At 64.8% G+C, this 24,692-nt stretch carries 19 protein-coding genes; 10 read left to right on the top strand and 9 right to left on the bottom strand.

Features of this window, described 5'->3' with window-relative positions; genetic code table 11:
* The first annotated feature begins 410 nt into the window (after positions 1 to 410).
* The 8 genes from AWC31_RS02045 to AWC31_RS02010 all read left to right on the top strand — a co-directional run bounded on the left by AWC31_RS02045 (position 411) and on the right by AWC31_RS02010 (position 11,357).
* Complete coding sequence (locus AWC31_RS02045) at positions 411 to 2,744, top strand: UDP-glucuronate decarboxylase (protein WP_207626279.1); 2,334 nt, start codon at positions 411 to 413, stop codon at positions 2,742 to 2,744.
* Positions 2,745 to 2,778: 34 nt separating this feature from the next.
* Complete coding sequence (locus AWC31_RS02040) at positions 2,779 to 4,224, top strand: sugar transferase (RefSeq protein ID WP_085142301.1); 1,446 nt, start codon at positions 2,779 to 2,781, stop codon at positions 4,222 to 4,224.
* A 26-nt stretch (positions 4,225 to 4,250) separates the two neighbouring features.
* Positions 4,251 to 6,407 carry an acyltransferase family protein gene (locus tag AWC31_RS02035; RefSeq protein ID WP_085142299.1) on the top strand — a complete coding sequence of 719 codons (2,157 nt, stop codon included), beginning with the start codon at positions 4,251 to 4,253 and terminating at the stop codon, positions 6,405 to 6,407.
* A complete protein-coding gene (locus AWC31_RS02030; protein WP_085142297.1) occupies positions 6,404 to 7,675 on the top strand; it encodes an O-antigen ligase family protein in 1,272 nt (423 codons plus the stop codon). Before AWC31_RS02035 ends, AWC31_RS02030 begins: the two co-directional genes overlap by 4 nt.
* On the top strand, positions 7,669 to 8,862 hold the full coding sequence (locus AWC31_RS02025; RefSeq protein WP_085142295.1) for a lipopolysaccharide biosynthesis protein: 1,194 nt from the start codon (positions 7,669 to 7,671) through the stop codon (positions 8,860 to 8,862). Before AWC31_RS02030 ends, AWC31_RS02025 begins: the two co-directional genes overlap by 7 nt.
* An 88-nt stretch (positions 8,863 to 8,950) precedes the next feature.
* Complete coding sequence (locus AWC31_RS02020) at positions 8,951 to 10,006, top strand: glycosyltransferase (RefSeq protein WP_165765885.1); 1,056 nt, start codon at positions 8,951 to 8,953, stop codon at positions 10,004 to 10,006.
* 71 nt (positions 10,007 to 10,077) lie between these two features.
* Complete coding sequence (locus AWC31_RS38105) at positions 10,078 to 10,503, top strand: acyltransferase (protein ID WP_272937904.1); 426 nt, start codon at positions 10,078 to 10,080, stop codon at positions 10,501 to 10,503.
* A gap of 38 nt (positions 10,504 to 10,541) precedes the next feature.
* Complete coding sequence (locus AWC31_RS02010) at positions 10,542 to 11,357, top strand: polysaccharide lyase family 20 protein (RefSeq protein WP_165765884.1); 816 nt, start codon at positions 10,542 to 10,544, stop codon at positions 11,355 to 11,357.
* Here the strand turns inward: AWC31_RS02010 and AWC31_RS02005 are convergent.
* The 5 genes from AWC31_RS02005 to gmd are packed head-to-tail and all read right to left on the bottom strand — an operon-like array spanning position 11,292 to position 17,545.
* Positions 11,292 to 12,419 (bottom strand): FAD-dependent oxidoreductase, encoded by a 1,128-nt coding sequence (locus AWC31_RS02005; protein WP_085142288.1) that lies wholly within the window; start codon positions 12,417 to 12,419, stop codon positions 11,292 to 11,294. The genes AWC31_RS02010 and AWC31_RS02005 overlap by 66 nt on opposite strands.
* A gap of 3 nt (positions 12,420 to 12,422) precedes the next feature.
* A complete protein-coding gene (locus tag AWC31_RS02000; protein WP_133060064.1) occupies positions 12,423 to 13,352 on the bottom strand; it encodes a Gfo/Idh/MocA family protein in 930 nt (309 codons plus the stop codon).
* 10 nt (positions 13,353 to 13,362) lie between these two features.
* Positions 13,363 to 15,567 (bottom strand): acyltransferase family protein, encoded by a 2,205-nt coding sequence (locus AWC31_RS01995; RefSeq protein WP_085142284.1) that lies wholly within the window; start codon positions 15,565 to 15,567, stop codon positions 13,363 to 13,365.
* 15 nt (positions 15,568 to 15,582) lie between these two features.
* Positions 15,583 to 16,548, bottom strand: coding sequence for a GDP-L-fucose synthase family protein (locus AWC31_RS01990; protein ID WP_110774873.1), 966 nt, complete (start codon positions 16,546 to 16,548; stop codon positions 15,583 to 15,585).
* Positions 16,541 to 17,545: a GDP-mannose 4,6-dehydratase gene (gene gmd, locus AWC31_RS01985; protein ID WP_085142281.1), complete on the bottom strand. Its 1,005-nt coding sequence runs from the start codon at positions 17,543 to 17,545 to the stop codon at positions 16,541 to 16,543. The genes AWC31_RS01990 and gmd overlap by 8 nt, the downstream gene beginning before the upstream one ends.
* 247 nt (positions 17,546 to 17,792) lie before the next feature.
* Here gmd and AWC31_RS01980 point away from each other — a divergent pair, with 247 nt between their 5' ends.
* Both AWC31_RS01980 and AWC31_RS01975 read left to right on the top strand, forming a co-directional pair.
* Positions 17,793 to 19,316 (top strand): tyrosine-protein kinase domain-containing protein, encoded by a 1,524-nt coding sequence (locus tag AWC31_RS01980; RefSeq protein ID WP_165765883.1) that lies wholly within the window; start codon positions 17,793 to 17,795, stop codon positions 19,314 to 19,316.
* Positions 19,317 to 19,321: 5 nt separating this feature from the next.
* The gene (locus AWC31_RS01975; RefSeq protein WP_085142278.1) at positions 19,322 to 20,563 is read left to right on the top strand and encodes a glycosyltransferase; all 1,242 of its coding nucleotides are present in this window, start codon (positions 19,322 to 19,324) and stop codon (positions 20,561 to 20,563) included.
* Here AWC31_RS01975 and AWC31_RS01970 read toward each other — a convergent pair.
* The 4 genes from AWC31_RS01970 to AWC31_RS01955 all read right to left on the bottom strand — a co-directional run bounded on the left by AWC31_RS01970 (position 20,560) and on the right by AWC31_RS01955 (position 24,690).
* Positions 20,560 to 21,492: a CE1 family esterase gene (locus AWC31_RS01970; protein ID WP_133060063.1), complete on the bottom strand. Its 933-nt coding sequence runs from the start codon at positions 21,490 to 21,492 to the stop codon at positions 20,560 to 20,562. The genes AWC31_RS01975 and AWC31_RS01970 overlap by 4 nt on opposite strands.
* 58 nt (positions 21,493 to 21,550) lie before the next feature.
* On the bottom strand, positions 21,551 to 22,660 hold the full coding sequence (locus AWC31_RS01965) for a DegT/DnrJ/EryC1/StrS family aminotransferase (protein WP_165765882.1): 1,110 nt from the start codon (positions 22,658 to 22,660) through the stop codon (positions 21,551 to 21,553).
* A gap of 102 nt (positions 22,661 to 22,762) precedes the next feature.
* Positions 22,763 to 23,911 (bottom strand): sulfotransferase family protein, encoded by a 1,149-nt coding sequence (locus AWC31_RS01960; protein WP_085142272.1) that lies wholly within the window; start codon positions 23,909 to 23,911, stop codon positions 22,763 to 22,765.
* The gene (locus tag AWC31_RS01955; RefSeq protein WP_085142270.1) at positions 23,908 to 24,690 is read right to left on the bottom strand and encodes an SDR family oxidoreductase; all 783 of its coding nucleotides are present in this window, start codon (positions 24,688 to 24,690) and stop codon (positions 23,908 to 23,910) included. The genes AWC31_RS01960 and AWC31_RS01955 overlap by 4 nt, the downstream gene beginning before the upstream one ends.
* Positions 24,691 to 24,692 lie beyond the last annotated feature (2 nt).

Genomic DNA, 24,692 nt, shown 5'->3' with positions numbered 1-24,692 from the left:
ACAAACCGAGAACTCTGCGACCGGTTGTCGGCCGATCGGCCAGCCGTGGTCGATCCGGATGGGCTGCCCTGACCGGCACGATTTTCAACCAGATCTAGCCGCCGCGATGACCGTGAACCGCGCGCACATCGAGCCGATACAGCGACATAACAGCTGGTCATACGACATGGCCCCATAGGCGGTTCGTTCGATTTACCCCACACCGGGGAAATCAAGATATTTCATAAGTGAACCAACCGCCCTTCGCACCTCTCGCAAAGCCGTTCACCAGCTGCGGATACCAGCTACCTGCGGTAAATTTCCCTCAGCCGCGTCACAGTGGCCCGACAGCAACCACCAAGATTTCAACTCATTTCTGTTAATTCCCCGGGGGTATGCCGGGGTTTATTCGGCGTGCGCAGGAGGAGAAATTGCGTAAAAGAGCCGTACTGACAGGGGGTGCGGGGTTCGTCGGCTCGCATCTCGCGGAGCGTCTGCTCGCAGAGAACATCGACGTCATATGCCTCGACAACTTCGTGACAGGCTCCGCCGACAACGTGCTTCACCTACTCGACCATGACGGTTTCCGGCTTATCAAGGTCGACGTGAACGACTACGTCTCGATTCCGGGACCGGTCGACTATGTATTGCACTTCGCCTCGCCCGCGTCACCGATCGACTACGCGGAACTGCCGATTCAAACGATGAAGACGGGGTCTCTCGGCACGCTGCACACACTCGGCCTCGCCAAGGAGAAAGGTGCGCGCTATCTGCTGGCGTCGACATCCGAGGCCTACGGCGACCCGCTTGTCCATCCGCAACGCGAAGACTACTGGGGAAACGTCAACCCGGTCGGGCCGCGCGCGTGCTACGACGAGGCGAAGCGGTTCGCCGAGGCGCTGACGACGTCCTACCGGACGAAACACGGCGTCGACACCACGATCATGCGGATCTTCAACACGTACGGCCGGCGAATGCGCCCGAACGACGGACGGGCGATACCGACGTTCATCACCCAGGCGATCGCCGGAGTGCCGATCACCGTACATGGCGACGGCAGCCAGACCCGATCGGTGTGTCATGTCGACGACCTGGTGGAAGGTGCTGTGCGACTGCTCTTTTCGGACATGACCGGACCGGTCAACATCGGCAATCCGCACGAGATGACGACGCTGCAGCTCGCCGAACTGATCCGCGAACTGGCAGGCTCGACGTCGCCCATCGTGTTCACCGAGCGGCCGCAGGACGATCCTTCACAGCGCCGACCCGATATCGAGCTCGCGCGCACACGCCTGGGCTGGACGCCGGGTATCGACGTCGGCGACGGGCTGCGCGACACCATCGAATGGTTCCGCACTCAGTCGTCTGGTGCCGAATCCCGCTGGCCCGAGGCGCTTTCCGGGGGAACGCGGGCCCGCGTCGAGGTGCAGCGGACCAGACACAAGGTCGCGGTCATCGGCACCGGCTATGTCGGCGCGGTCACCTCGGCCTGCCTGGCCTCGCTCGGCCATGTCGTGTGCGGCCTCGACAGCGACCCGACGCGGGCCGGGCAGCTCAACGACGGACAGACGCCGTTCCACGAACCCGGGCTACCGGAGTTGCTGACCGAGACCTTGGCGACCGGGCGGCTCCGATATACCGAACATCCGGCCGAGGCGCTCACCGACGCCGACTTCGTCTTCCTCTGTGTGGGGACCCCGCCCGGGCCCGACGGGTCCCCTGACCTGACCCAACTGGAAGGTGCCATCCAGTCCCTGGCCGCGCATCTGCGGCCCGGGGTCATCGTCGTCAACAAGTCCACGGTGCCGGTCGGATCGGGGAACTGGGCTCGCACGATTCTCGAAGACGCGCTGGCCGGTTCGCGCCAACTCACCTTCCACGTCGTATCCAACCCCGAGTTCCTGCGGGAAGGTTCGGCCATCGAGGACTTCCTGTACCCGGACCGCATCGTGCTGGGCGGGGCACCGTCCGACGTCGCCCGAGTCGCCGAGCTCTACCAGCCGGTCCTCGAGCAGTCGTTCGAGGGCGGACGCCGCACGCGTCGGCCGGTGCTGATCAACACCGAACTCGCATCGGCCGAGATGATCAAGTACGCCGCCAACGCGTTTCTCGCGACCAAGATCAGTTTCGCGAACGAGATCGCGCAACTGTGCGAGGCGGTCGGCGCCGACGTGCGCGAAGTGCTGCCCGCCATCGGAGCGGACAGCCGGGTGGGCGCGGCGTTCTTGAATCCCGGTGTCGGATGGGGCGGTTCGTGCTTCGGCAAGGATCTCGCCGCCCTGATCTCGACCGGCCAGGAGTACGGGTACACGCCGACGATGTTGCAGGCGACCGTGCAGATCAACAGTGCTCAGCGCGCCACGGCGGTGCGCAAGCTGCAACGCGAACTCCACGTGCTCAAGGGCCGCAGAATCGCGCTGCTCGGCTTGACGTTCAAGCCCAACACCGACGACCTCCGAGACGCCCCCGCCCTCGATATCGCAAAGCGTCTCGTGTCTGCTGGCGCCGTGGTATCGGCATACGACCCCGCGATCAAGTCCCTTCCGCGCGAGTACGCCGCAGTGCGCGTCGCAACAGACGTCTACGGCGCCGCGGACCGGGTGGACGCCGTCGTACTCGTCACCGAATGGCCCGAGTTCCGCCAGATCGACGCGCCGGCACTTCGCCGGGTGATGCGTGGCGATCTGGTGGTTGACGGCCGAAACTTCCTGTCCGCAAGCGCCTTTGCCGGTTCGGGGTTACACATCGTCGGTTTCGGCTGCTGAAGCCGATCGCAGTCCAGCCATTCGAGGGGTCACCATGACCAACAGCACAACGACCTCCATTCCGCATCGCACACCGTCGACCGAGATCGCCCGCTTGCAGGCTGAGCCAGCCCCGGAGTTCGACCTGCGTCAGCGCAGCCTGCTGCGGCTCGCCGACGTTCTGGCACTGAGCGTTTCGGCAGTGCTCGGCGCCGTGCTCATCAACTTCATCAGCCCGATCCGAGCCGGCGACCTCGGCGCCCGTGAAGTCCTGCTCGCCGTGATCGCCATGATCGTGGCGCTTCACCTGCACGGTCAGTACCGCAGGCCGGCATCGGTGCTCCGCCCGAGTTCGTGGTGGCGTCCCACGATGGTCGCGCGCTGCCTGCCGACCGCAGCCCTCCTGGCACTCGGAATCGACGCGCTGATATCGCCTGACCGGAAGATGACCCTCACCGCCGCGGTCGCGATGACCCTGCCTGCCGTGTTGCTCGTACCGTTCGGGCGGCGTGTGGTGGTGCGAATCCTGGACGGGCCCACCGTGACCCGGATACTGATCGTGGGTAAGGGCCCGATCTCGGACCGGCTGACATCGCGGTTGCACCGGTGCAGGGACACCCTCATCGTCGGCACGGTCGACGACACGCCCGCACCGGACAGTTCGGTGCTCGGGCGTATCGCCGAACTTCCCGAGGTATGCGCCAGGCACCGCGTCGACCGCGTCATCATCGCCTACCCCAACGGCACCGACGCCGATGTCCAGGACGCAGTGCGTCACCTGAGCAGCCATGTTCCGGTGTCGATCGTCCCGCGGTTCTTCGAACTCCTGAACTGGCGCAGCGACGTCGAGGAGCTCCACGGGCTCACGCTCATGCATGTGCCGACGCCGTCGCTCGCTCAGACCGACCGGATCGTCAAACGTGCCATGGACATCGTCCTCGGTTCGTGTGCGGTCATCGCGGTGGCTCCGCTGTGGCTCATCATCGCCGCGGCGATCAAGCTCGACAGCCCAGGTCCGGTGTTCTTCCGTCAAGAGCGGATCGGCCGGGGCGGAAAGCCGTTCCAGATCTACAAGTTCCGGTCGATGACCGCCGACGCCTGGGAGCTCCGCAGCGCCGTCGCCCAGTACAACAAGGTCGACGGCCCGTTGTTCAAGGCCGAGCACGATCCGCGGGTCACGCGCGTGGGCGCACTCATCCGTAAGACGAGCCTCGACGAACTCCCCCAGTTCCTCAACGTGATCCGCGGCGAGATGTCACTGGTCGGCCCACGGCCCCTGCCGACGGAGATGGCCGACGGACTCGACGGTGTCGCGCTCACCCGCCTCGGCGTATCACCGGGCATCACAGGGCTCTGGCAGGTCTGCGGACGTAGCGACCTCACGTACGCCGATTTGCAGCACCTCGACTCCGTTTACGTCAGGTCGTGGTCGCTGATGTGGGACCTACGGATCATGTTGCAGACGCCCGGCGTCGTGCTTCAGCGCAAAGGCGCCTACTAACCAACCAGACGGGACCCGGGACACACATGACACAAGCAGCAACCGTCGAGAGACACCGCTCTTCACCGCAGGCCCCGGCGGGCTACCGTCCCGACGTCGAAGGGCTGCGCGCGGTCGCGGTACTGCTCGTGATGCTCACGCACGCCGGATTGCCGTGGACCGACGGTGGATTCGTCGGCGTGGACGTCTTCTTCGTCATCTCGGGATTTCTGATCACGCGCATGCTCGTCAACGAGGCCCGCACGAGCGGTCGGCTTCGGATGCGCCGGTTCTACGCGCGCCGGGCACGCAGATTGCTGCCTGCTGCCGCCGTGGTCCTGGTGGCCTCGGCAGTCCTCACGTGGGCGTTTCTACCCCAGAATCGATGGGTCTCCACCGGGCAGGACATCATGGCGAGCGCGGTCTACGCGATCAACTGGCGCTTGGCCGCGGAGAGTGTCAACTACCTGCGGGCGGACAGCGCGCCCTCTATCGTGCAGCACTACTGGTCGCTGGCGGTCGAAGAGCAGTTCTACATCCTCTGGCCGTGTTTGATGGCCGCCGCGGTTCTGTTCGCCAGGCTCGGCAAACGCCGAAACCTCAACGGCTCGATCACGTTCGCCCTCGCGCTGGTCGGGCTGCCGTCGCTGCTGTGGTCGATTTACTACACCCAGACCAGTCCCGAGCGCGCGTACTTCGTGACCACCACCAGGATGTGGGAGCTGGCGCTCGGCGCCGTCGTCGCGATGCTCGCCGTGAACCGGCGTTTCCTTCCGCGTGGACTCGCAGTCGTCACCGGCTGGCTTGGCCTCGCCGCGATCATTGCCGCCGGCGTGCTCTTCACCCCCGAGATCGCGTATCCGGGTTGGCACGCGCTGGTGCCCACCGTCGGTGCTGCCGCTGTCATCTGGGCAGGTCTGCATGCCGAGGCCCGGCCGAAGGGCTCGGCGGGTTGGGTGTTGGGCCAACCGGCGATGGAATGGATCGGCCGCCTGTCGTACTCGATCTACCTGTGCCACTGGCCGGTACTCATCGTCGCGATCGCGGTGATGGGCCCCCTCACCCCGGTCGAGGGTCTGATCGTCGTGTTCTCCTCGATCGTCCCGGCATACCTGCTCCACCACCACATCGAGAATCCCATCCGGTTCTCGAAATCGAGGCTGCAGCAATCGGTGCCGATGCTGCAGTTCGGCGCCATCACGATGGTCATCTCGCTCACCGCGGGAATCGCTCTGTGCCTTGCCAAATGGCCTCCGGCCCCGCCGTTCGTGCCCCCGGCCATCTCACAGCTGGCCGCCGGAACAGCAGACGCCGCCGTCGACGGCGCGTCGGCGGCGAAAACCGACCCGAACGCGATCCTCGGCGCGACGGCACTCGGCCCGAAACCGCTCGGCAACGAGGCCGGAAGCCCCAAGGACACCTCCCCGAAGATCGTGCCCGCACCCGACGTCGCCGAACAGGACTTCACGAATTGCACTCAGACGCAGGAGAACAGCGAGATCATGTCCTGCACCTACGGCAAGACGGACTCGCAGACGGTCGTGGTGCTTGTCGGCGACTCGCACGCCAATCAATGGGTGCCCGCGTTGTCGGAGATCGCCACCCGCCGGGGCTGGAAGCTCGTCGAGTACACGAAAGCCGCGTGCTCGTTCGCCGATGCGTTGATCACCACGAACGAGGGACATCCGTATCCGTCGTGCCATCAATGGGGCACGGCGCTTCGAGAACGGCTGATCGCCGAGAAGCCGACGCTGGTGGTCACGAGCCACATCAAGAAGCGTGTGATGCTCGGCGGCAAGGCGGAATTCGATGCGGCGAACGTCACCGCGCTGGCCGAGGGACTTCGCCGCAACTACGAAGCCCTCAACAAGGCAGGCATCCCGGTCCTCGTCATTCAGGACACCCCACGTCCGACGGTGAACATTCCCGAGTGCGTGCAAACCAATCCGACGAAACTCACCGAGTGCGCGGGTGACCGGTCGGTCATGGTTCCCGGCGACCTGGGTGCCGAGCAGTTCGAAGCCAAGGCGGGTCTCCCGGATGTCCGGATCGTCGATCTCAACGGCGCGATCTGCCCAACGGAGAAGTGCGCGGCGGTGATCGGCAATGTTCTGGTGTACCGCGACGCCAGCCACCTCACCGGGACATACGTCAGAACGCTCGGCCCGCGCCTGGAGGCAGAACTGGGACCGGCTCAGCGATGAGCCGACGCGCGCAGACAAGTCCGACCGACGACGGCATGCTCGCGGTCGGTCGAGCGCTGCTTTACCCCGGTCTCGCGCTGACCTCTCTACTCGTCCTGCGCGGGCCGATGGCATTGCCGTACGGCGACATGTTGATGGCGGGCGCAGGATTCTGCGCCTTGCTGTCGATGAACCGGCCGGCTCGGTCGCTTCCGGTGGCGTTGTACGTCGCCGCTCCGCTGCTCGTGGTGGGAACGCTGATCTCGTCGGCCGTGAGCATTGATCCGGTCGGCAGCGTCAGCATCGCCGTCCGGCTCATCTATCTCGTGGTGCTCGTCCCATGGATCCTGGTGAACCTGCTGACCGAGCGCAGACACGTGGTCACCGCGTTGGCGTGGTTCATGTCCGGCGCCGCATTGTGCGCTGTCGGCGCTGTCGCACAGCTGATCTGGGGTGACGTCATCCCCGGCGGCGCCATCACCGTCGACGGCCGGTTCACCGGCATGACGACGCATCAGAACGACCTCGCGGGCATCTCCTGCATGGCGGCCGCCGCGATGCTTGCGGCAGTGGGTGCGACGATCCCCCGCGGCGTCCGTATCGGCGCGCTGGCGATATTGTCGGCCAGCCTGGTGGGCCTGGTCCTCAGCGGCAGCGTCAGCGGTCTGTTGGGGCTGGGCGCCGCGGTCGCCTACCTGCTCATCAGGGGTACGGTCCGCGTCGGCAGGGCATTGGGCATCACCGCTGCCGGTGCACTGCTGTTGGCGATTCTGCTGCCCCAGCTGGACAGCATCGGTGCCCTCAATCCGATCGAGCGTTTGACCCGGACCACCGGATTCAGCGCCTCACAGTCCGAATACGACACCGCAGGAACGAGACTCGAGCTGATGCGGCTGGCTGTCGACGCGATCGGAGATTCGCCGTTCGTCGGCCGCGGCATGCTGATCGCCGACAACGTCCTGATGAAGCGGTTCACCGTACACAACAACTTTCTCGGCACCTGGACCGCGGGCGGCGTGCTGGTGTTCCTCGGCGTGGTCATCGCGACAGCCATCGCATTGCGGTTCTGTCTGAGCGGGCGATCCCGGCGCGATCCGCTGCACAACGCGATCGCCACCTCCGTCATCGCGGCGCTGGTCTTCGCCCAGACCGCTCCTGGGTTCTACAACCGCTACTACTGGATCCCGGTCGCCTTCGCGATCTATCTCGTGGTCGACTTGCGTTACACCCGTTCGGCTTCCGAACCAAGCCCGGCGTCGACGGAAACATTCGGGGTGGCGCGATGCTGAAGGCACTCGGCCAAGTCGGTGGTGCCCGGATGCTTGCCACCGCCGCACAGGCCATCACCATGTTGATCATGGCGCGCGGGCTCGGGCCATCGTCGTTCGCCCAATTCGCCGCGGTACTCGGCACACTCATGGCGTTGATCATGATCGCCGACGGTGGCGCCACCTACGCCGTCGGGCGTCATCACGAATCTGTGCAGACCGTGGCCGAGGTGTTCCGGGCCAACCGCCTTCTCACCTACGGTGTGCTGGCGATCTCGCTGCCGGTGCTGGCGGGGCTGGCCGGGGCTACGCAATCAACCGTCCTTGCGGCGTGCATTCCGCTGTGTTTCTGGGCTCCGCTCGAACGGCAGCTCGAGGTGATCAGCGCCTACCTCATCGCACGAGGCCGCCAGCAGATGGTCGGATTCGGATACTTCGTGCGACGGATGCCCACGTTGGCCGTGGTCCTGGTCGTCCCGGCGAATACCGCTCTGGTGTGGGCGTTCTCGTTGTCGATGTTGGTCGCTGCCATAGCGGCGCGGTTGATGTTCGCGCGGCATCTGTCGGGTTCGGGGCTCGCGTTGCCGGGTCGAGCACTGCCCGACCGCGCTACCTGGGCGATGCTGGCGCCGTTCTGGGCTGCGCTAGCGGGTCAAGGTATCCGGCAGGCAGACGTTGCGGTACTGACCATTTCGGCCGGCACGCCGGTCGCCGGCATCTTCGCCCCCGCGAGCCGACTCACGCCGGCGTTGATGTTGGTGCCGTGGACATACACCCAGCTTCTGCTACCGAGGCTGGCCACGACCAAGGAACGGCTGCCGCTGGTGACCATCCTGGTCGTCGGCGCGCTGTCGGGCGCGTTCTTCGTGCCGTTGGCGATCACCGCACCCTGGTGGATAGCGCTGCTCCTGGGAGAGGCATACGCACCGAGCACCGCGGTCGTCCGGATCATCGTCGTAAGCCTTGTTTTCGCGGCCGTGGCCTCGGCGATCGCGAGTGGTCTCAACGCCGTCGACCGGGCGTCGCTCGTGGCGGCGGTCGTCTGGACGAGTTCGATCGTCACCCTCGCCCTCATCGCGACCTTCGGACCACTGTTCGGCGCCGTCGGCGCGGCCTGGTCCGTCGCATTCGGATATGTCCTCCAATGCTCGCTGATGGGCGCGGCGTACCGGTTCAAAGTCAAGCCCGCTTCTGTCGTCAACGTCTGAGAGGTCCACCATGGTTGCCGAGGCGGTATCAACAAGCTGGCGCAGTCACACGACACGGCACTCCTGGCCGCGGCGACATGCGTTGGTCGTGCCCCAGCTCGCGATGCCCTCATACCGCCAGGAGTTCGTCCGCGCCCTCGCCGAATCCGGTGAAGACGTCCTGTTCCTGGTCGGCGACAGACAATTCGGTGACGGGGTGGTCACCGACGTCGACTCGCCGATAGTTCGCAAGACCGGCCACAACATCTATCTGATGGGCCGCAAGCTGGTGTGGCAACCGGGTTGCCTCATGCTCGGATTCCTCGCCAAGAACCTGGTCATCGAACTCAATCCGCGCAATCTCACGTCCTGGCTGCTGTTGATCAGTCGTCTCCTGACCTTCCGGCAGGCCTCGGCATGGGGTCATGCGCACTCACGGCGCGGATCGAAGCCCGAGTTCAACCGCCCACGCCGGTTCATGCAGGGGCTGTGCTCCGAATTGATCACCTATACCGAAACCGAAGCCGCCGAACTGAAGACGTGTTTTCCCGACAAGCCGGTCATCCCGGCCCGCAATTCGCTCTATTCGTCGGCGCAGTTGTCGGCGTACGACATTCGCGACGTCGCTCGATGCACCGATCTGATCATGATCGGTCGGCTCGTCGCCGACAAGAAGCCGTTGCTCGGCCTGGCGGCGTTCGAGCAGGCGCTTCCTCACCTGCCCGATCAGACCTCGCTGCACGTGGTCGGAGCCGGACCACAGGAAGACGACGTGCGCGCCTACCTCAGCGCCGCCGAGTTGACGGACCGGGTGCGGCTTCACGGTTGGGTGAGCGACCTCGCCGTGCTGGCCCCGATCTTCCAGCGGTGCCGGGCATTGTTGTCACCCGGCTACGTCGGCCTGAACGTCACGCAGGCACTGGGGTTCGGCCTGCCCGTCATCTACCCGAGGGATGATCCGCATGCGCCGGAGATCGAGGCCCTCAACCCGACGAACAGCATCGTGTTCGACACCGACGACGTCGACCAGTGCAGTCGCGCGATCGTCGCTGTCTACCAGGGCGACTGGCCGTTCGATTCGCGCCGTATGGCCGACGAGATCCGGTCGCAGTACTCGACGGAGCGAATGATCCAGCCATTCGTGGCGTTGGCGAGGCGCAGTTGACGACGACGGGTGAGAGGCGAATAGCGCATTGGCTCACACCGCTTCGCGCTGCCGTACGCAAGGTGCGCCTGTTGCGGCTTCAGGTCATGAGCGGTGGGAAAGTGCATGTCGGCCATCGGTTCTCGGTCGGCGCAAACGCCAGGATTCTGAGCCCCAATTTCTTCCGCGCCGGCAATGACGTCAGGATCGGCAGCGATCTGTTGTGTGAGGTCGATCTGACGGTCGGGGACGGAGTGCTGATATCGAGCCGAGTGTGCTTCATCGGCAACGATCACGTCATCCCGCCGGCCGGGCAACCGATCTACCCGGGCGGCGGGATGCCGGAGACACATATTCGGCTGGCCGGCGACAACCTGATCGGCAATGGAGCCATCATCCTGGGCTCCGTCGTGATCGGCTACGGGGCTGTGGTCGGCGCCGGAAGCCTGGTGCTACACGATGTCGCACCTGACACGATCGTCGCCGGCCGGCCGGCGCGGGTGATCCGGACCCGGTGATGCGCTTGCCGACGGCGATCGCCGCAACCGTTGCAGTTGTGTCGATTTCGGCCTCGACCGCATGTGGCGGCAACTCATCGGCAACACCGGTTGCCACGTCCTGTCCCATCTCGGTCCCGACCGCCGCAGGCACGTGCCCGGTCTCGCTGGACTCCGAGGTGGTATTCACCGGTGACTATGACACCGGCGATCTCACTCAGTGGGCCACGCTGCAGACTCGCGGATGGAACAATTTTCCGGGCAAGTACTGCGGCTACAACGCCTGTGTGCGCGACGGCGGGTCCGGCCACGCCACGGCCGCGCGGTTCGAGATCCGCGACGGAGACGTTCCGCCGTTCGGCGGCGGAATCCGTTCGGAGGTACGCACGGCAGGCGATCCGGCAGGCGGCGCATCGGTCCGCGAAGGCGACGAACGATGGTATGAGCTGTCGGTCAAGTTCGACGCGGACTTCCGCAACCCGAGAACCGGCGCGCACGACTGGTTCGTCATCATGCAGTGGCTTCCGGCCGACGATTCGATACCGGCACTGACGCTGCAGGTTTCGTTGGACGGCGAGCTCGAGTTGGGGGGCGATGCGCGCTCGGTTCAGTTCCGGCGGCCGATCGGTGATATCGCGCGCGGCATGTGGGTCGACTATGTCCTGCACGTCAAGTTCTCGGCGGATCCTCACGTCGGATTCGTCGAGGTATGGCGCAACGGACGGCTGAGCGTGCCCATGCACCACCGGCCGACGCTCGGTATGGCGGAGTCCAGCTATCTGAAACAAGGCGCGTATCGAAGCCCTGATTCAGTTGGCACACAGGTGCTCTGGCACGACGGCCTGCGCGTGGTCGCGCCCGGACCTCGCCCGTAGTTCGGTCACGACGGACTCAGCCGCCGTCACCGCGGTGACAAGCTTCCCCGAGAACAAGGTCATGACGGTCGGGGCCACCCAGTTGACGATCGTGGGTCGGGCGTCGGTCGCGTCCACGTCGGCGAGCACGGTGCGCACACTCCAGAGCGATCCGAAGTACTCGGCGTTGTCCAGCCCGTTGACGTATCGCCTTGCGGTCTTGATCATGGCTTCGAATGCGGTGAGTTCCGTTTGTTCACCCGCTGGATTGGACAGCAGTGCCCGGTACTGCTCAGGTGGTTCGAACGTCTCCGACACGAACCGGTGATGCACACTGTGCTCGACGTCGTAGAGGATGTGGAGACCTTCACGCCGACCGTATGGCGACAACGAGTTGAACGGGCCGTCCATGACGACGATGTCGGTGTCACCGAGCTCGGCGCCCTTCATGATCGCGACTTCGCAGACTTCGAATTGTCTGCGCGGCGGTGCGACACCCCACTGCCGCATGAGGGCGTTGGATTTGGCGTTCCCGCACAGCACGACGTAGTCGTAGTCGTCGACGACACTCGGTCCCGCTTCGGTTTCCAGGAAGAGTTCGACCCCCGCGGCCGCGATGTGGCGTTGGCCGATCGCGCGCAGATCCACGGGGTCCATCCGCCATTCCAGTGCTTCGATGACGAGCTCCACCGATTCGGTCTTCAACAGCGGCGAGGACACCACATCGACCTCGAGAGCCGCCTGACGGCAATGCTCGAGAAACTGCTGGGCGGTCACCCGGCTGCCGAACTTGCTGATCGCGTAGAGGTGCTGCTTCGAACGAATCACCGCCTCCCCGTACTCCCTTACGAAGGATTCGACGCTCTGCTTGGTCTCGCGAGCGGTGTCGAGGCTCCGTGGATAGTGATAACCACGGTGCAGCCGGAACACGTTGTTGCCGGTGGCGCCGACCATGATCGACCGTTGGGACTCGAAAAGCCCCACCTGCCAACCGTCGCGGGCCAGATGTACTGCCGCGGTGACGCCGAAGACCCCGGCGCCGATCACTGCGACTCGTCCGTTCGGTGGTGCGGTAAGTGTCACGTCTCACTCCTGTTTTTCCGTCAGCGCACGGTTGATCAGTTCGGTCACGCTCGACGAGAGCGCGGCGTCGGCCCGCATCGCCGACCGGTCTGCCCGATGCGCGAGAAACCACTTGACCTCGCGCACAAGCGGTTCCTTCCGCGAGTAGTCGATGGCGAGGTCGGGCTTGCTCGTCTCCGTGGCCGAATCCCACATGGCGAGGTGATTTCCGCGCCACTCCCAGACATCGCCGCGCTTGGTCACCACACGAACTCTCTTGTCCTTGGGACCCGAGCCGCCACCGTCGTGTTCGATCTGGACGATGCGGTTGTCGTCGAGGGCCCATCGGCACTGCACGCGGCCGCCGGTCACCTCGAGCCGGATCCGCGCCGGCGTCTGTCCGGTCAGACCGATCGCGATGGCCAGATCGTGCGGCAGCAACTCCCACTCGGTAGGGCCACGTAGTCCGGGCCGGTTCCAGGTAAACGTCAATTGTTCGATCTCATTGGCCGCGATGGCATCTCGTAGACACGCATACGCGCCGTGGTAGAGGTAGGTGAAGCCGGTGAAGAGGGCCACGCCCTCGGCATCGGCGATCGACGTCAGCCGTGTGCAATCCGCGGGTTCGGTCGCCATGGGTTTCTCGACGAACACGTCGCGGCGTGCCCGCAACGCCAGCTCGGCGAGATCGGCGTGCGTGTCCCGCGGCGTTGCGACCACCACGATGGGCGCGGCAACCGAATCCAACAGCTCGGTCGGATCGCTGCTGATCATGACTCCGGGAAACCTCGCCGAAAGCCAGTGACGGGTCTCGGGGTTTGCGCGCACCAAGAACCCACGCGGGTCACCTCCGCACGCGACGAAGGCCTCGATGACGTTGCGCCCCCACGCGCCCGCGCCGAAGAACAAGCATGCCTGCCCGTGCCCTCGCATCTGCGCCCTCGTCCGGTTCACTACGGCGACTTCACGGCAACGTGATTCGTTTTTGCATGACCGGCACCAAGGTCCGGACGTAGGTCCCCGTCAAATGGCTGTTGTCGCGATAGATCAGGACGTTGCCGATCACCGGGGCGCAGCGTTCGGTCGGGCAGATCGCATCGTTGAAATCGACGAGGCGGACGTTGGGCAGGCCGTTGGCGGCTCGGGTCTGTTCCGCGTTGTGGTCGGCGGGCAGCATCGCCGCCCGATCGGCCGAGCATTCCGTCAATTTCGTCGGGTGCTGCTCAACGCAGTCCGCGATGTCCTCCTGTGGTTCCGGGCTGTCCTGGATCACCAGGACCGGTATGCCCGCGTCCGCGAGCGCCTGGTAGTAGCGCCGCAGCCCGTCCGAGAGCACATCCTTGCCGACCGGGTCGTATCTGAGTTGGCCGTTGACGAAGACACCTTTCGACAGCTGTGTCGTGATGACCATGGTCGGGCGTTCTGTGGTCAGCAGCCGGTCGAGTACCGCGGCGCTCCATTCGTTGCACGACGGGTATGCCTTCTGGTCTTTCGTGGCCACCAGCACATCGGAGAACGAACACGCCGCCTTGGTGTATTCGACGAGGGCCCACCCGTTCGCTTCCGCCACTTTCGAGAGGCCGGGAATCCATTGATTGGCATGCGAATCGCCGACGACGGCGACGACGGTATCGGAGTCTTGTTTCCCGTAGGCGCACGTCCGCACCTCGCTGCTCTCGATGACCTGCGTGCACTGGATGTAGTCCTCGCCTGCGACGGTGGGGTCCGGCACGATCTGGTTGGACGTGTCCTTCGGCGCCCCGTTGGGATCTCCGAGCGGCGGGTCACCGAGTATCCCCGCGCCCAGAATCGAGTTCGGGTTGGAGCGCGGGTCGGGTTTGGCCACACCGCCGAAGGAACCGTCATCGGCGGTGCCGTCGTCGATGGCCAGGGTCGCGATCGTCGGCGCCACGAACGGCGGCGGGGGCGGCCAGTTGGCCATGTACAAGGTCATTCCCGACAGCAGCGAAACGCACGTCGCGACCGCGGCCGCCTTCAGCATGTGCGCAGAATCCCGGAACAGCGTGCGCGAGTATCGGATCGGGTTCTCGATGTAGCGGTGGAGCAGGTAGGCGGGAATGGCCGAAAGCGCCACCACGACAAGACCTTCGACCGGCGAGAGTTCGTGCCCGAGGGCAACCGCGGTCAGCGTCAGCACCGGCCAGTGACACAGGTAGAGCGAATACGACATGCGCCCGACCACCTGCATCGGCGCCGTGCCGAGCAATGCGACCGGACCGGCCCGTCCCGCGGTGAACCCGGCGGTGATCATCGCGCACGTCGCCAGGCACGGAATCAGCGCGAGATAACTCGGATAGGCGTCGGACGGGGTCAAGACCCTGGCGGCCACGAATATCGCGATCAGCCCGGCCCATCCGGTCACGATGGCCAGCCACCGCGGAAGCTTCCGATCGGTGAACGTGAGCATGGCCAACGCCCCGCCGAGCGCGAACTCCCAGGCGCGCGTCGTGGTGACGAAGTACGCGGGCCCCGGCTGGACCGCCGAGTAGTACACCGACCACGCGAACGACGGAATTCCGATGAGCGCGAACGCGATCAGCAGCGGAGGACCCAGACTGCGTCTGCCCTGTTGGAACGACCGCATCGCCACGTAGGCCAGCAGACACGGCCAGACCAGATAGAACTGCTCTTCGAGCGAGAGCGACCAGAAATGCTCGTAGATACTCTGCGTCGTGCTCTGGTTGAAATAGTCGGTGCTCTGCGCGGCCAGCCACCAGTTCATGCTGTAGAGCGCCGTGAAGATGATGTCGAATGCCGTGCTCATCCACTCACTGCGCGGCAGCACGAACAGTGCGATGAATGCGGTCACGATGATCACGACGGTCGGTGCAGGCAGGAGCCTCTTGGCACGTCGGCCGTAGAAGCGGCGCAACCGCAGCCGCCCAGTGGTCCGAAGCTCCTCGACCAGCAGCTGGGTGATCAAGAAGCCCGAGATGACGAAAAACACGTCGAGCGAGACGAATCCGCCGGGCAGGATGTTGAAGCCGGCATGCCAGACCATGATCATCAGGATCGACAGCGCGCGCATGCCCTCGATGTCTTTGCGGTGCCCGCCGATGTGCGCGCTTACCGTGCCCGCCTTGCCGACGGGCTTCGACTCGGCCTCGACGGCCTTGGTTTCCGCTGCTGGGATGGCGGTATCAGTCAACGGTATGCCCCCATCTCAGTGCCCAACGCAGGTTGTCGCGACGTTCGTCCGGAACCACTCGTAGGCGTCACGGATGCCGTCGGACAACGCGACCCGGGGCGCCCAGCCCAAGGCGCTGATCCGCGAAACATCCAGCAGCTTCTGGTATGTCCCGTCGGGGCGCTGGGTGTCCCACGCGATCTCTCCGGAGAAACCGACCACCTGCGCCACGTGGTGCGCGAGCTCGCGGATCGTCAGGTCCTGCCCGGTTCCGACGTTGATGATGTCGGGCCCGTCGTAGCGATCGAGGAGTTGGACGACCGCCCTGCCGAGATCATCGGCATGCAGAAACTCACGCCGCGGCCGCCCGGATCCCCAGAGGACGACGGTGCGCTCGTTGTGCTGTACGGCGTTGTGGAAGCGATAGATCATCCCCGGCAGTACATGCGAATTCTCGGGGTCGAAGTTGTCTCCGGGACCGTACAGGTTTGTCGGCATCGCCGCGATCCAGTTGAGGCCGTACTCGCGGCGCACCGCCCGAAGATGCGTGATCCCCGCGATTTTCGCGACGGCGTACGCGTCGTTTGTCGGCTCGAGGGCGCCACTGAGCAGGGCGGATTCCTGGATCGGTTGCGGCGCGTGCTTCGGATAGATGCACGAGGACCCCAGGAAGACCAGGCGTCTGACCTTGACGTCTCTCGCGGCGTCCATGACGTTGACCTGGATGCGCACGTTGTCGGACAGGAACTCCGCCGGATAGGCGTTGTTGGCGACGATGCCACCGACTTTGGCGGCCGCCAGGACGATGACGTCGGGCATCACCGAGCCGATGTAGTCGAACGTGGCGTCCCGGTCCCGAAGGTCGAGTTCATCGGACCCCACCCCGACGATGTCGGTGAACCCGGCGGCCTCGAAGGCGCGTTTGATGGCCGACCCGGCCAGGCCGCGGTGACCGGCGACGTAGATTCGCGACCCCCTGTCGATCGGATGCACGTCAGCCACGGCTGCGGACCTCGGCGAGCGCGAGCTCGTAGTCAGCGTCCACCATCAATTCCACCAACTCCGGCGTCAACACTTTTGCTTTCCATCCCAGCAGCTCACGCGCTTTGGATGGTTCCCCGATCAAACAATCCACTTCCGCGGGGCGGACATAGCGCTCATCGAACTTGACGTATTCATGCCAATCCAGGCCCGCATACGAAAACGCCATTTCGACGAAGTCACGCACGCTGTAGGCGCTCCCCGTGGCCACGACATAGTCATCGGGTTCATCTGCCTGCAACATGAGCCACATCGCCTCGACATACTCTTTCGCGTATCCCCAGTCGCGAACCGCATCGAGGTTGCCGAGGTAGAGGTCGGTGTCCAAGCCCGCCTTGATTCGAGCAACCGCGCGCGTGATCTTTCTCGTCACAAAGGTCTCGCCACGGCGCGGCGACTCATGGTTGAACAAGATGCCGTTGACAGCAAACATTCCGTATGACTCACGATAGTTGCGGGTGATCCAGTAGGCATACACCTTGGACACCCCGTACGGACTGCGCGGCCAGAACGGCGTCTGCTCGCTCTGCGGCGGCGGCGACGCGCCGAACATCTCCGAACTCGAGGCTTGGTAGAACCGGCAGTCCAATCCGATCATCCGGATCGCCTCGAGGATGCGGGTCGTCCCGAGCGCCGAGGTGTCACCGGTGTACTCCGGTTCGTCGAAACTCACCCGCACGTGAGTCTGTGCTCCCAGGTGGTAGACCTCTGCCGGCCGGATCCGTTGCAGCAGCGTCACCAATCGCGAACCGTCGGTCAGATCCCCGTAGTGCAGAAAAAATCGAGTGCCCTCGACGTGCGGATCCGTATAGATGTGGTCCAGCCGCCCGGTGTTGAACGTGGACGCCCGGCGGATCAGGCCGTGCACTTCGTACCCCTTGGCGAGTAGGAACTCGGCTAGGTACGAGCCATCCTGCCCGGTGATCCCAGTGATGAATGCCCTCTTTGCTTGAATCACGGGCCTCCCCTTTTCGCAACCTTCTCAGCGGGAGAATAAACGCCTTCGGACCGCACCGCAGCACAAACGCGAGGAACCGCACAACGGGTATTTGAATAGCGAAACAGCTAACCGTGAAGCACCATCGTGTAGTTCAGTTTTGCTTCGACATTGTTCGCTCAAAATGCTCCAGCACAGGTTATGCTGCTGCAGAATCACTGCGGGGAACACGCAGCGGGATCCAGTTCCGCGAGTAAGTGAGGGCCAAGTGGATCTTCGGGCATATCTAGCGATACTGCGTAAGCACCTCGGTGTCATCGTCAGTGCGGTCGTACTGTCGGTGGCGGCCGCGTCGGGCATGATCTTGTTGACGGAGCCGACATATAAAGCCGATGCGCAGATATTCGTTTCCACACAGATAAGTTCTGGCAATCTCAATCAAGAACTATTTCAGGGAAGCAACTTCTCGACCGACCGCGTCAAGTCCTACTCCCGGCTTGTCACCAGCCCGACAGTGCTCGATCCGGTCATCGAAGAACTCAGCCTGCCGGTGTCGGCAGCCGAACTCGCATCGCGGGTCAGCGCCGAAGTACCGCTCGAAACCGTGCTGATCGACATCTCCGCCACCGCTGATTCGCCGGAAACAGCTGCCGCCCTGGCCAATTCGGTCAGCAACAGCCTCACCAAAGTCATCGGGGAACTCGAATCCTCAGAAACCCGCGGATCGTCGCCGGTGAAGGCGACCGTCGTCACGCCCGCGGTGGCCCCGACTTCACCGTCCTGGCCGAGCATTCCGCTCAACTTGGGCGTCGGACTGCTGGCGGGCCTGTTCATCGGCGTGGGCCTGGCGGTGTTGTTGGAGAAGCTCAACACCTCGGTCAAGGACGCCGACGACATCGCCACGCTGTGTGACGTACCGGTGCTGGTGGCAGTCGCCCACGACAGCAGTCGCGGGGCCGCCACCATCGTCCCCGCCGGGGATCACGGGGCGCGCGGCGAGGCGTTCCGGCAGTTGCGGACCAACCTCCAGTTCGCCGCCGTGGACCAGACACCCAGGATCATCGTCGTCACCAGTGCAGTGGCGGGTGAGGGAAAGAGTTCTGTCGCAGGCAATCTGGCAGCCGCGCTGGCCCGGGTGGGTACGCGGGTCTGTCTTCTCGACGGCGATCTGCGCCGCCCGTCGGTGGCCAAGTACTTCCATCTCAAGGATGGTCTCGGACTCAGCGAAGCATTGGTGGGTCAGGCAAGTGTCGACGACATACTGCAACCGGTCCAGCCCGGCCTGACCGCACTGACCAGCGGTGCGGTTCCACCAAACCCGGCCGAACTGCTGAGTTCGCAGCGCTTTCCGCCGATCCTCGCCGCCCTCAGGGAGCGGTTCGACATCATCGTGGTCGACGCTCCGCCCATCCTGCCCGCCGCGGACGCCGCGGTGCTCGCCGCGCATGCCGACGCGGTCCTGCTCGTCGTCCATGCCGGCAAGACCACACAGAACCAGTTCGACCGCGCGCTCGGAAGTCTCGGGCAGGTACGCGCCCGCGTCTTGGGCGTGGTGTTGAACATGGTGCCCGCGCGGGCACTCGGCAAGAGCCGGTACTGGTACGCCCCCGGTAGCTACACCGCGCCGGCGAAGAACGGCTCACCGGTGAGTACACCCAAAACGGTTTCCCACAACGGCTCTCACGCTCTTGCGGCTGAGCCGATCGTGAACGGCAAGCAGCCGGTTCGGGTGGCGGGCGGCCCGAGCACCAACAACCATCACACGCGGCCGAACAACCGGCACGAAGACTGACCGCCGTGAGACCATCCGGATTGCACATCCTGATACTTGGCCTGTACTACCAACCCGAGCCGACCGGGATCGCACCCTATACCTCTGGGCTGGCCCGCGGACTCGTCGAACGTGGACACCATGTACGCGCGGTGACCGGCTACCCGCACTACCCGCAGTGGCGGATCACCCCCGGCTATCGCGGTCTACGCCGACACGAGAACATCGATGGGGTCGACGTCACCCGCGTTCGCCACCCGGTTCCGCGCAGTTCGACCGGTATCGGCCGGATCACCATGGAAGCGGCCTACGCCGCACATGCGTCGACCATCCGCAGCGGCCGGCCGGATTTCGTGCTCGCCGTCAGCCCGGCACTGCTGAGCGTCGCAACGGCACTGACGTGGCGTAGGTCCGGCCGAACCGCGGTGGGCGTGGTCTGTCAGGACATGTATTGCAAGGCAATTGACGAGACCGGAGCGTTCGGCGGGCGTATCTCGACGGCGGTGGCCGATCTGGAACGGCGTTTGTTGTCCCGCGTCGACGGTGTGTCGGTCATCCACGACACCTTCGCGGCCGCCGTCACCGCCCTCGGCGTCGATCCCGCGAAAGTGACGGTGATCCGCAACTGGTCCCACATCACGCAAGGCACCGGGGAACGAGCGGCGACACGACATCGGCTGTCCTGGCGAGACGACGAGGTCATCGCCCTGCACGCCGGAAACATGGGTGAGAAGCAGGGTCTGGAAAACGTCGTCGAGGCCGCCCGGATCGCCCAGACCGCCCACCTGCCGATACGTTTCGTCCTGCTCGGTGACGGTGCTCGACGGTCTGCACTGGAACACCTTGCGGCCGACGTGAGCACGGTGCAGTTTCTGGATCCGCTGCCGGACGGAGAATTCGAAAACGCCTTGGCCGCAGCGGATGTACTGATCCTCAACGAGAAGCCCGGCGTGGCCGAGATGAGTGTGCCAAGCAAGCTCACCTCCTACTTCGCGGCCGGTCGTCCGGTCGTCGCAGCCATCGACCCAAGGAGTGCGTCGACCCGTGAGATGCACTCGGCGGCCGCGGGAGTGTGTGTGGCGTCCGGTGATCCGCGGTTGCTCGTGGAGGCGGCACTGCGCACCGGACACGACAAAGCCGGTGCGATCAAGATGGGGGCGAAGGGGCGGCAGTACGCGCACCGAGTGCTCTCCGAGTCCGCGGCCATCGATGCATACGAGGACTGGATTCTCGAACTGACCGATGCGGTCACCGTCCGCACCCGCTAGCCCGCCGGGGTTTCCAGACCACGCAGTCGGCTGAAGACAAACCAGATGTAGCCGGTCGGGTCTGTCGGAGCGGTGCTCTTGCCGGAATTACCTCCGGATCCGGGCCATCCGTGTCCTTTTCCTTTGACGATGTCACGGATGATGACCCGGCCGTCCGGACATTTCCACATCGCGACCTCGGCTCCCGCGGTGTCTTGCACCTCGGGCCGAGGTGGGCAGGAGGCAGCGGCCAGAAATGGGGCAAGGGCTTCATCGAGCGACGGATAGCTGAGGTTGTTGCCCGGCCCGCCGACACTGAGGCCACCGGCGGGTGGTACCACCTCGTCATTCGATCCGTGCACCGCGACAACCGAAATCGGCGGCGGGTCGGGGCACGGCACCGTGAGCGCGCCCGACACCACGGCAATGCCGGCGAGATCGTCCGGCTTCGAACATGCCCACGCGTACGCCAGCATTCCGCCGTTCGACGCGCCCACCGCGTAGACACCCCGTGGATCGACATCGTCCTCGGCGATCAGCTTCTCTCTGAGCTCGTGGAGAAACCCCACGTCGTCAACCTCGGGTGTGTCCGAACGGCGGCAGCAGAATCCGGCGTTCCACCGCTTGTCCAAGGCTTCCGGGTAGGCGACGACAAATCCGTCGCGCTCGGCAAGAGCGTCCCACCCCAGCGACTTTCGCACGTCGGCGGCAGCGCCGTTGGCTCCGTGCATCACCACGACGAGCGGTGCCCCGGGCCGGGCGGTCGTGGGGTGGTAGACGATGGCCGTACGTTCGCCGTCGGCTCCGCGAACGGTCGCCGTACGTTCTGTCGGATCGGGGCCGCGGCATCCGGCGGACGTGGCGGCGATGAGCAGGATGAGAAGCGCCACCAGCGCTCTGGTTGTGTGTCGGCCCTGTCGGGTGGGCAGCGCCGATTGCGTCGTCTCCACTTGGCAGGAGCCTCCGTCCGGTTGAGCGGTGATGTTTGCTCGGAAGCTAACTAGATTCTTACATACCCGACGCGCGCGCGTCGTTGTGAACGCCGCGGATGATGCCCGAGATCTCGTCGATGTCGGCGGCGCTCAGGCCGGTGTGCACCGGTAGGCAAATTCCTTGCGAATACAACTTTTCGGCGTTCGGAAGCGGCGCGTCGGCGTACTTCTTGAGCGGCGGCTGCATGTGCAGTGGATAGAAGAAGCCACGGGTCTGGATTCCGGCCGCCTCGAGTGCCGCCACCACGGCGTCGCGATGTTCGCTGAGAAACGCGAACCGGAACGGGAGGTGATCCGATCCGGGTTGAATCCGCATCTGCCTGATGCCCTCGACACCGCGCAGATTGTCCACATACCGGGCATGGTTGCGTCGTTTGGCGGCGGCGATGTCGGGCAACTTGCGAAGCTGGGACAGCCCGACGGCGCACTGCAGATCGGTCACCCGGAAATTCATGCCGAGGGCGTCGTGCTTGAAGGTACCGCTGTTGAGCCGTCCTTGATTTCGGAGCAGGCGAAGGCGTTCGTAGAGTTCGGAGTCGCCGGTCAGCACCACTCCGCCTTCCCCGGTGGTGATGGTCTTGTCCGCGAAGAACGAGATGGCTCCGACGTCACCCCAGGTGCCCGCGGCGCGCCCGTTGAAGTTCACCCCGTACGCCTGCGCGGCGTCCTCGATCACCCTGATCCCGTGCTGCTCAGCGACATCCTGTATTTCGTCCAGAGCCGCGGTGTGACCGTAGACGTGCACCGGCATCACCGCCACGGTCCGATCGGTGATCTGCTCCGCGAGTGCATCGGCGGTGAGGTTGAAGGTCTCGGGGTCGACGTCGGCGAAGACGGGGCGAAGCCCCGCGAACACCGCGGCCGACGCCGACGCGTAGAACGTGAACGCCGGAATGATGATCTCACCGTCTCGCGGCAGATCGAGCGCCAGCAACGCGAGGAACAGCGCGAGGGTGCCGTTGGGTGCGAGCACGGCGTGCGGCGCTCCGGTTTCCTGTTTGATCGCCTCGAGAAACGAGGCAGCACACGGACCTTCGGTGAGCCAGTTACGTTTGATTACGTCTGTGACACCAGTCAACTCGTCATCGTCGATGAAGGGTTGCACCTGGGTGATTCGCCACTCCACTCGCTCCCCCTTACCAGGCAGAACGCCCGCACCGCTGCTACCCGGTTTTCTGGACGTTACCTGAAAAAACGCTGGGTGCCAGGGGAAGTGGCCGTAAAGCGGTCAGAGACCGGCGAACCGCTCCTTCACCGCCTCGGCGGTCAAGCCGTAGTCGGCGAGTGAGTACGTGTGTTTCGGCGCGCGGGGGCCCTTCTTGCTGGCGGCGTTCACGTCTTCGACAGCTGCGCGAGCCGCGTCGGTATAGGGCAACCCGAAGTGCCGGTACACGTTCTCGACGGTGCCCACCGGATCGGCGATGAACTCCGAGTAGTCGACATCGAGGAACTGCGCCGGATCATGCTTGGCACGTTCAGTATTGAACAGTTCCAATCCGCGCGACCAGGTGTCGAGCGCATCCGCACCGATCTGGGCGCCCACGAAGCTGTTCGACCAGCCGGCGGTGGTGTGCTGGGACAGTGAGCACATCGACGCCATGATCGTCTCGGCCGGTCGGTGGCATTGGATCACCAGGGCATCGGGGTAGGTCGCGAACACCGCGTCGAGCGCGAACAGGTGGCTGGGGTTTTTCAGGATCCACCGTTTGCCGGGGTCGTTGAGCCCGATCAGCTGCAGGTTGCGACGGTGACGCTGATATGGCTTGGTCCAGTTCTGCCGGGCCAGCCAACGGGCGTAGGTGGGCAGATGCGCCAGAGTTTCATAGGAGACCGAGTGCAGGGATTGGCGTAGCAGCTGCCAGCATTCCTCGACCTCGTCGGCGGTCATGAAGTGCAGGCCGGTGTAGTCGGGGTTCTCGTCGTGGTGCCGCGAGAACTGCGCATCGAGCTGTTGATACACCGGATTCGATGCCCAGGTCTCCCGAGGTGGGCGCGGTTGCGGGAACTCGGCCAGCCACATCTCCAGGCCCTGGTGCTGTGGATCGGCGGTCAGCAGCCGATGCAGCACGGTCGTTCCGGTGCGGGGCAAACCCGTTACGAAGATCGGCTTTTCGATCGTGACCTCGGCATGCTGCGGATACTGCTTCCACGCCGCCTCGGACACCAACCGCGCCACCAGCGCATTACGCACGAAGAACCGCTGCATCTTGCTGCCGAGTTCGGTGAGGTCGGCGTCGCGCTGATACGACTCGAGCAGCACGCCGAGCGCCTCACGGTAGTTGTCGTCGTCGGTACCGAAATCGTCGAGACCGCAGGCTTTCGTCGCCGAGGCGTGGAGGTCCTCGACGGTGCCCACATCAGTTCGCGCTGTACTCATGCTTTGTACTCCCCGCAGTTGACGTCGAGCGCCTGGCCGGTGATGCCACTCGCCAGATCGCTGGCCATGAACAGGATGGCCGATGCCACCTCGTCCTCGGTCGGGAGCCGCTTGAGGTCCGACGCGGCAGCGGTCGCCTTGTAGATCTCCTCGACCGTGGTGCCGTACTTGCCGGCCTGATGGTTGAAGTAGCTTTCCAACGTGCCACCCCAGATATAGCCGGGGAGAACGGAATTCACCCGGATGCCCTGCTCACCCAACTCCGTCGCCAGCGACTGTGACATGGCCAGCAGGGCCGACTTCGCCATCTTGTACGCACCGTACTTGGCCTGCGAGTGCCGCACGACCATCGAATTCACGTTCACCACCGCGCCGTTGGCCTCGGCGAGCGCCGGGGTGAAACCCTGGATCAGGCGCAGCGCACCGAAGACCGTCAGCTCGATCGCGTCGCGCATGTGGTCGAACGTGGTGTTGGCCAAAGGTTTCATGGACGGCACCCGAAAGGCGTTGTTGATCAACACATCCACCTTGCCGTACGCCTTGAGCGACTCCTCGACGAGGTTGCCGACCTGAGCCTCGTCGGTGATGTCGGTGCCCACCGTGATCGCGCGACGGCCGAGATCGGTCACCTGCTTCGCGACTTCTTCCAGGCGTTCGACAGTGCGGGCGGCCAGGACCAGATCCGCGCCCGCCGCGGCGCATCGGCGCGCGAGCGTGGTGCCGAGGGCCGGGCCTACGCCGCTGATCACCACAACTTTGCCCTGGAGCATACCGGTCATGT

It is taken from the genome of Mycolicibacterium wolinskyi, from assembly GCF_002101965.1.
Classification (GTDB): domain Bacteria; phylum Actinomycetota; class Actinomycetes; order Mycobacteriales; family Mycobacteriaceae; genus Mycobacterium; species Mycobacterium wolinskyi.
The sequence above is the reverse complement of the archived record's forward strand: the minus strand, read 5'-3'. Positions and strand labels throughout refer to the sequence as shown.

Excerpts from the sequence above, each read along its gene's own strand:
- AWC31_RS01955 (WP_085142270.1), bottom strand. The coding sequence starts at position 24,690 with ATGACCGGTATGCTCCAGGGCAAAGTTGTGGTGATCAGCGGCGTAGGC.
- AWC31_RS02030 (WP_085142297.1), top strand. The coding sequence starts at position 6,404 with ATGAGCCGACGCGCGCAGACAAGTCCGACCGACGACGGCATGCTCGCG.
- AWC31_RS02035 (WP_085142299.1), top strand. The coding sequence starts at position 4,251 with ATGACACAAGCAGCAACCGTCGAGAGACACCGCTCTTCACCGCAGGCC.
- AWC31_RS02040 (WP_085142301.1), top strand. The coding sequence starts at position 2,779 with ATGACCAACAGCACAACGACCTCCATTCCGCATCGCACACCGTCGACC.
- AWC31_RS01960 (WP_085142272.1), bottom strand. The coding sequence starts at position 23,911 with ATGAGTACAGCGCGAACTGATGTGGGCACCGTCGAGGACCTCCACGCC.
- AWC31_RS02025 (WP_085142295.1), top strand. The coding sequence starts at position 7,669 with ATGCTGAAGGCACTCGGCCAAGTCGGTGGTGCCCGGATGCTTGCCACC.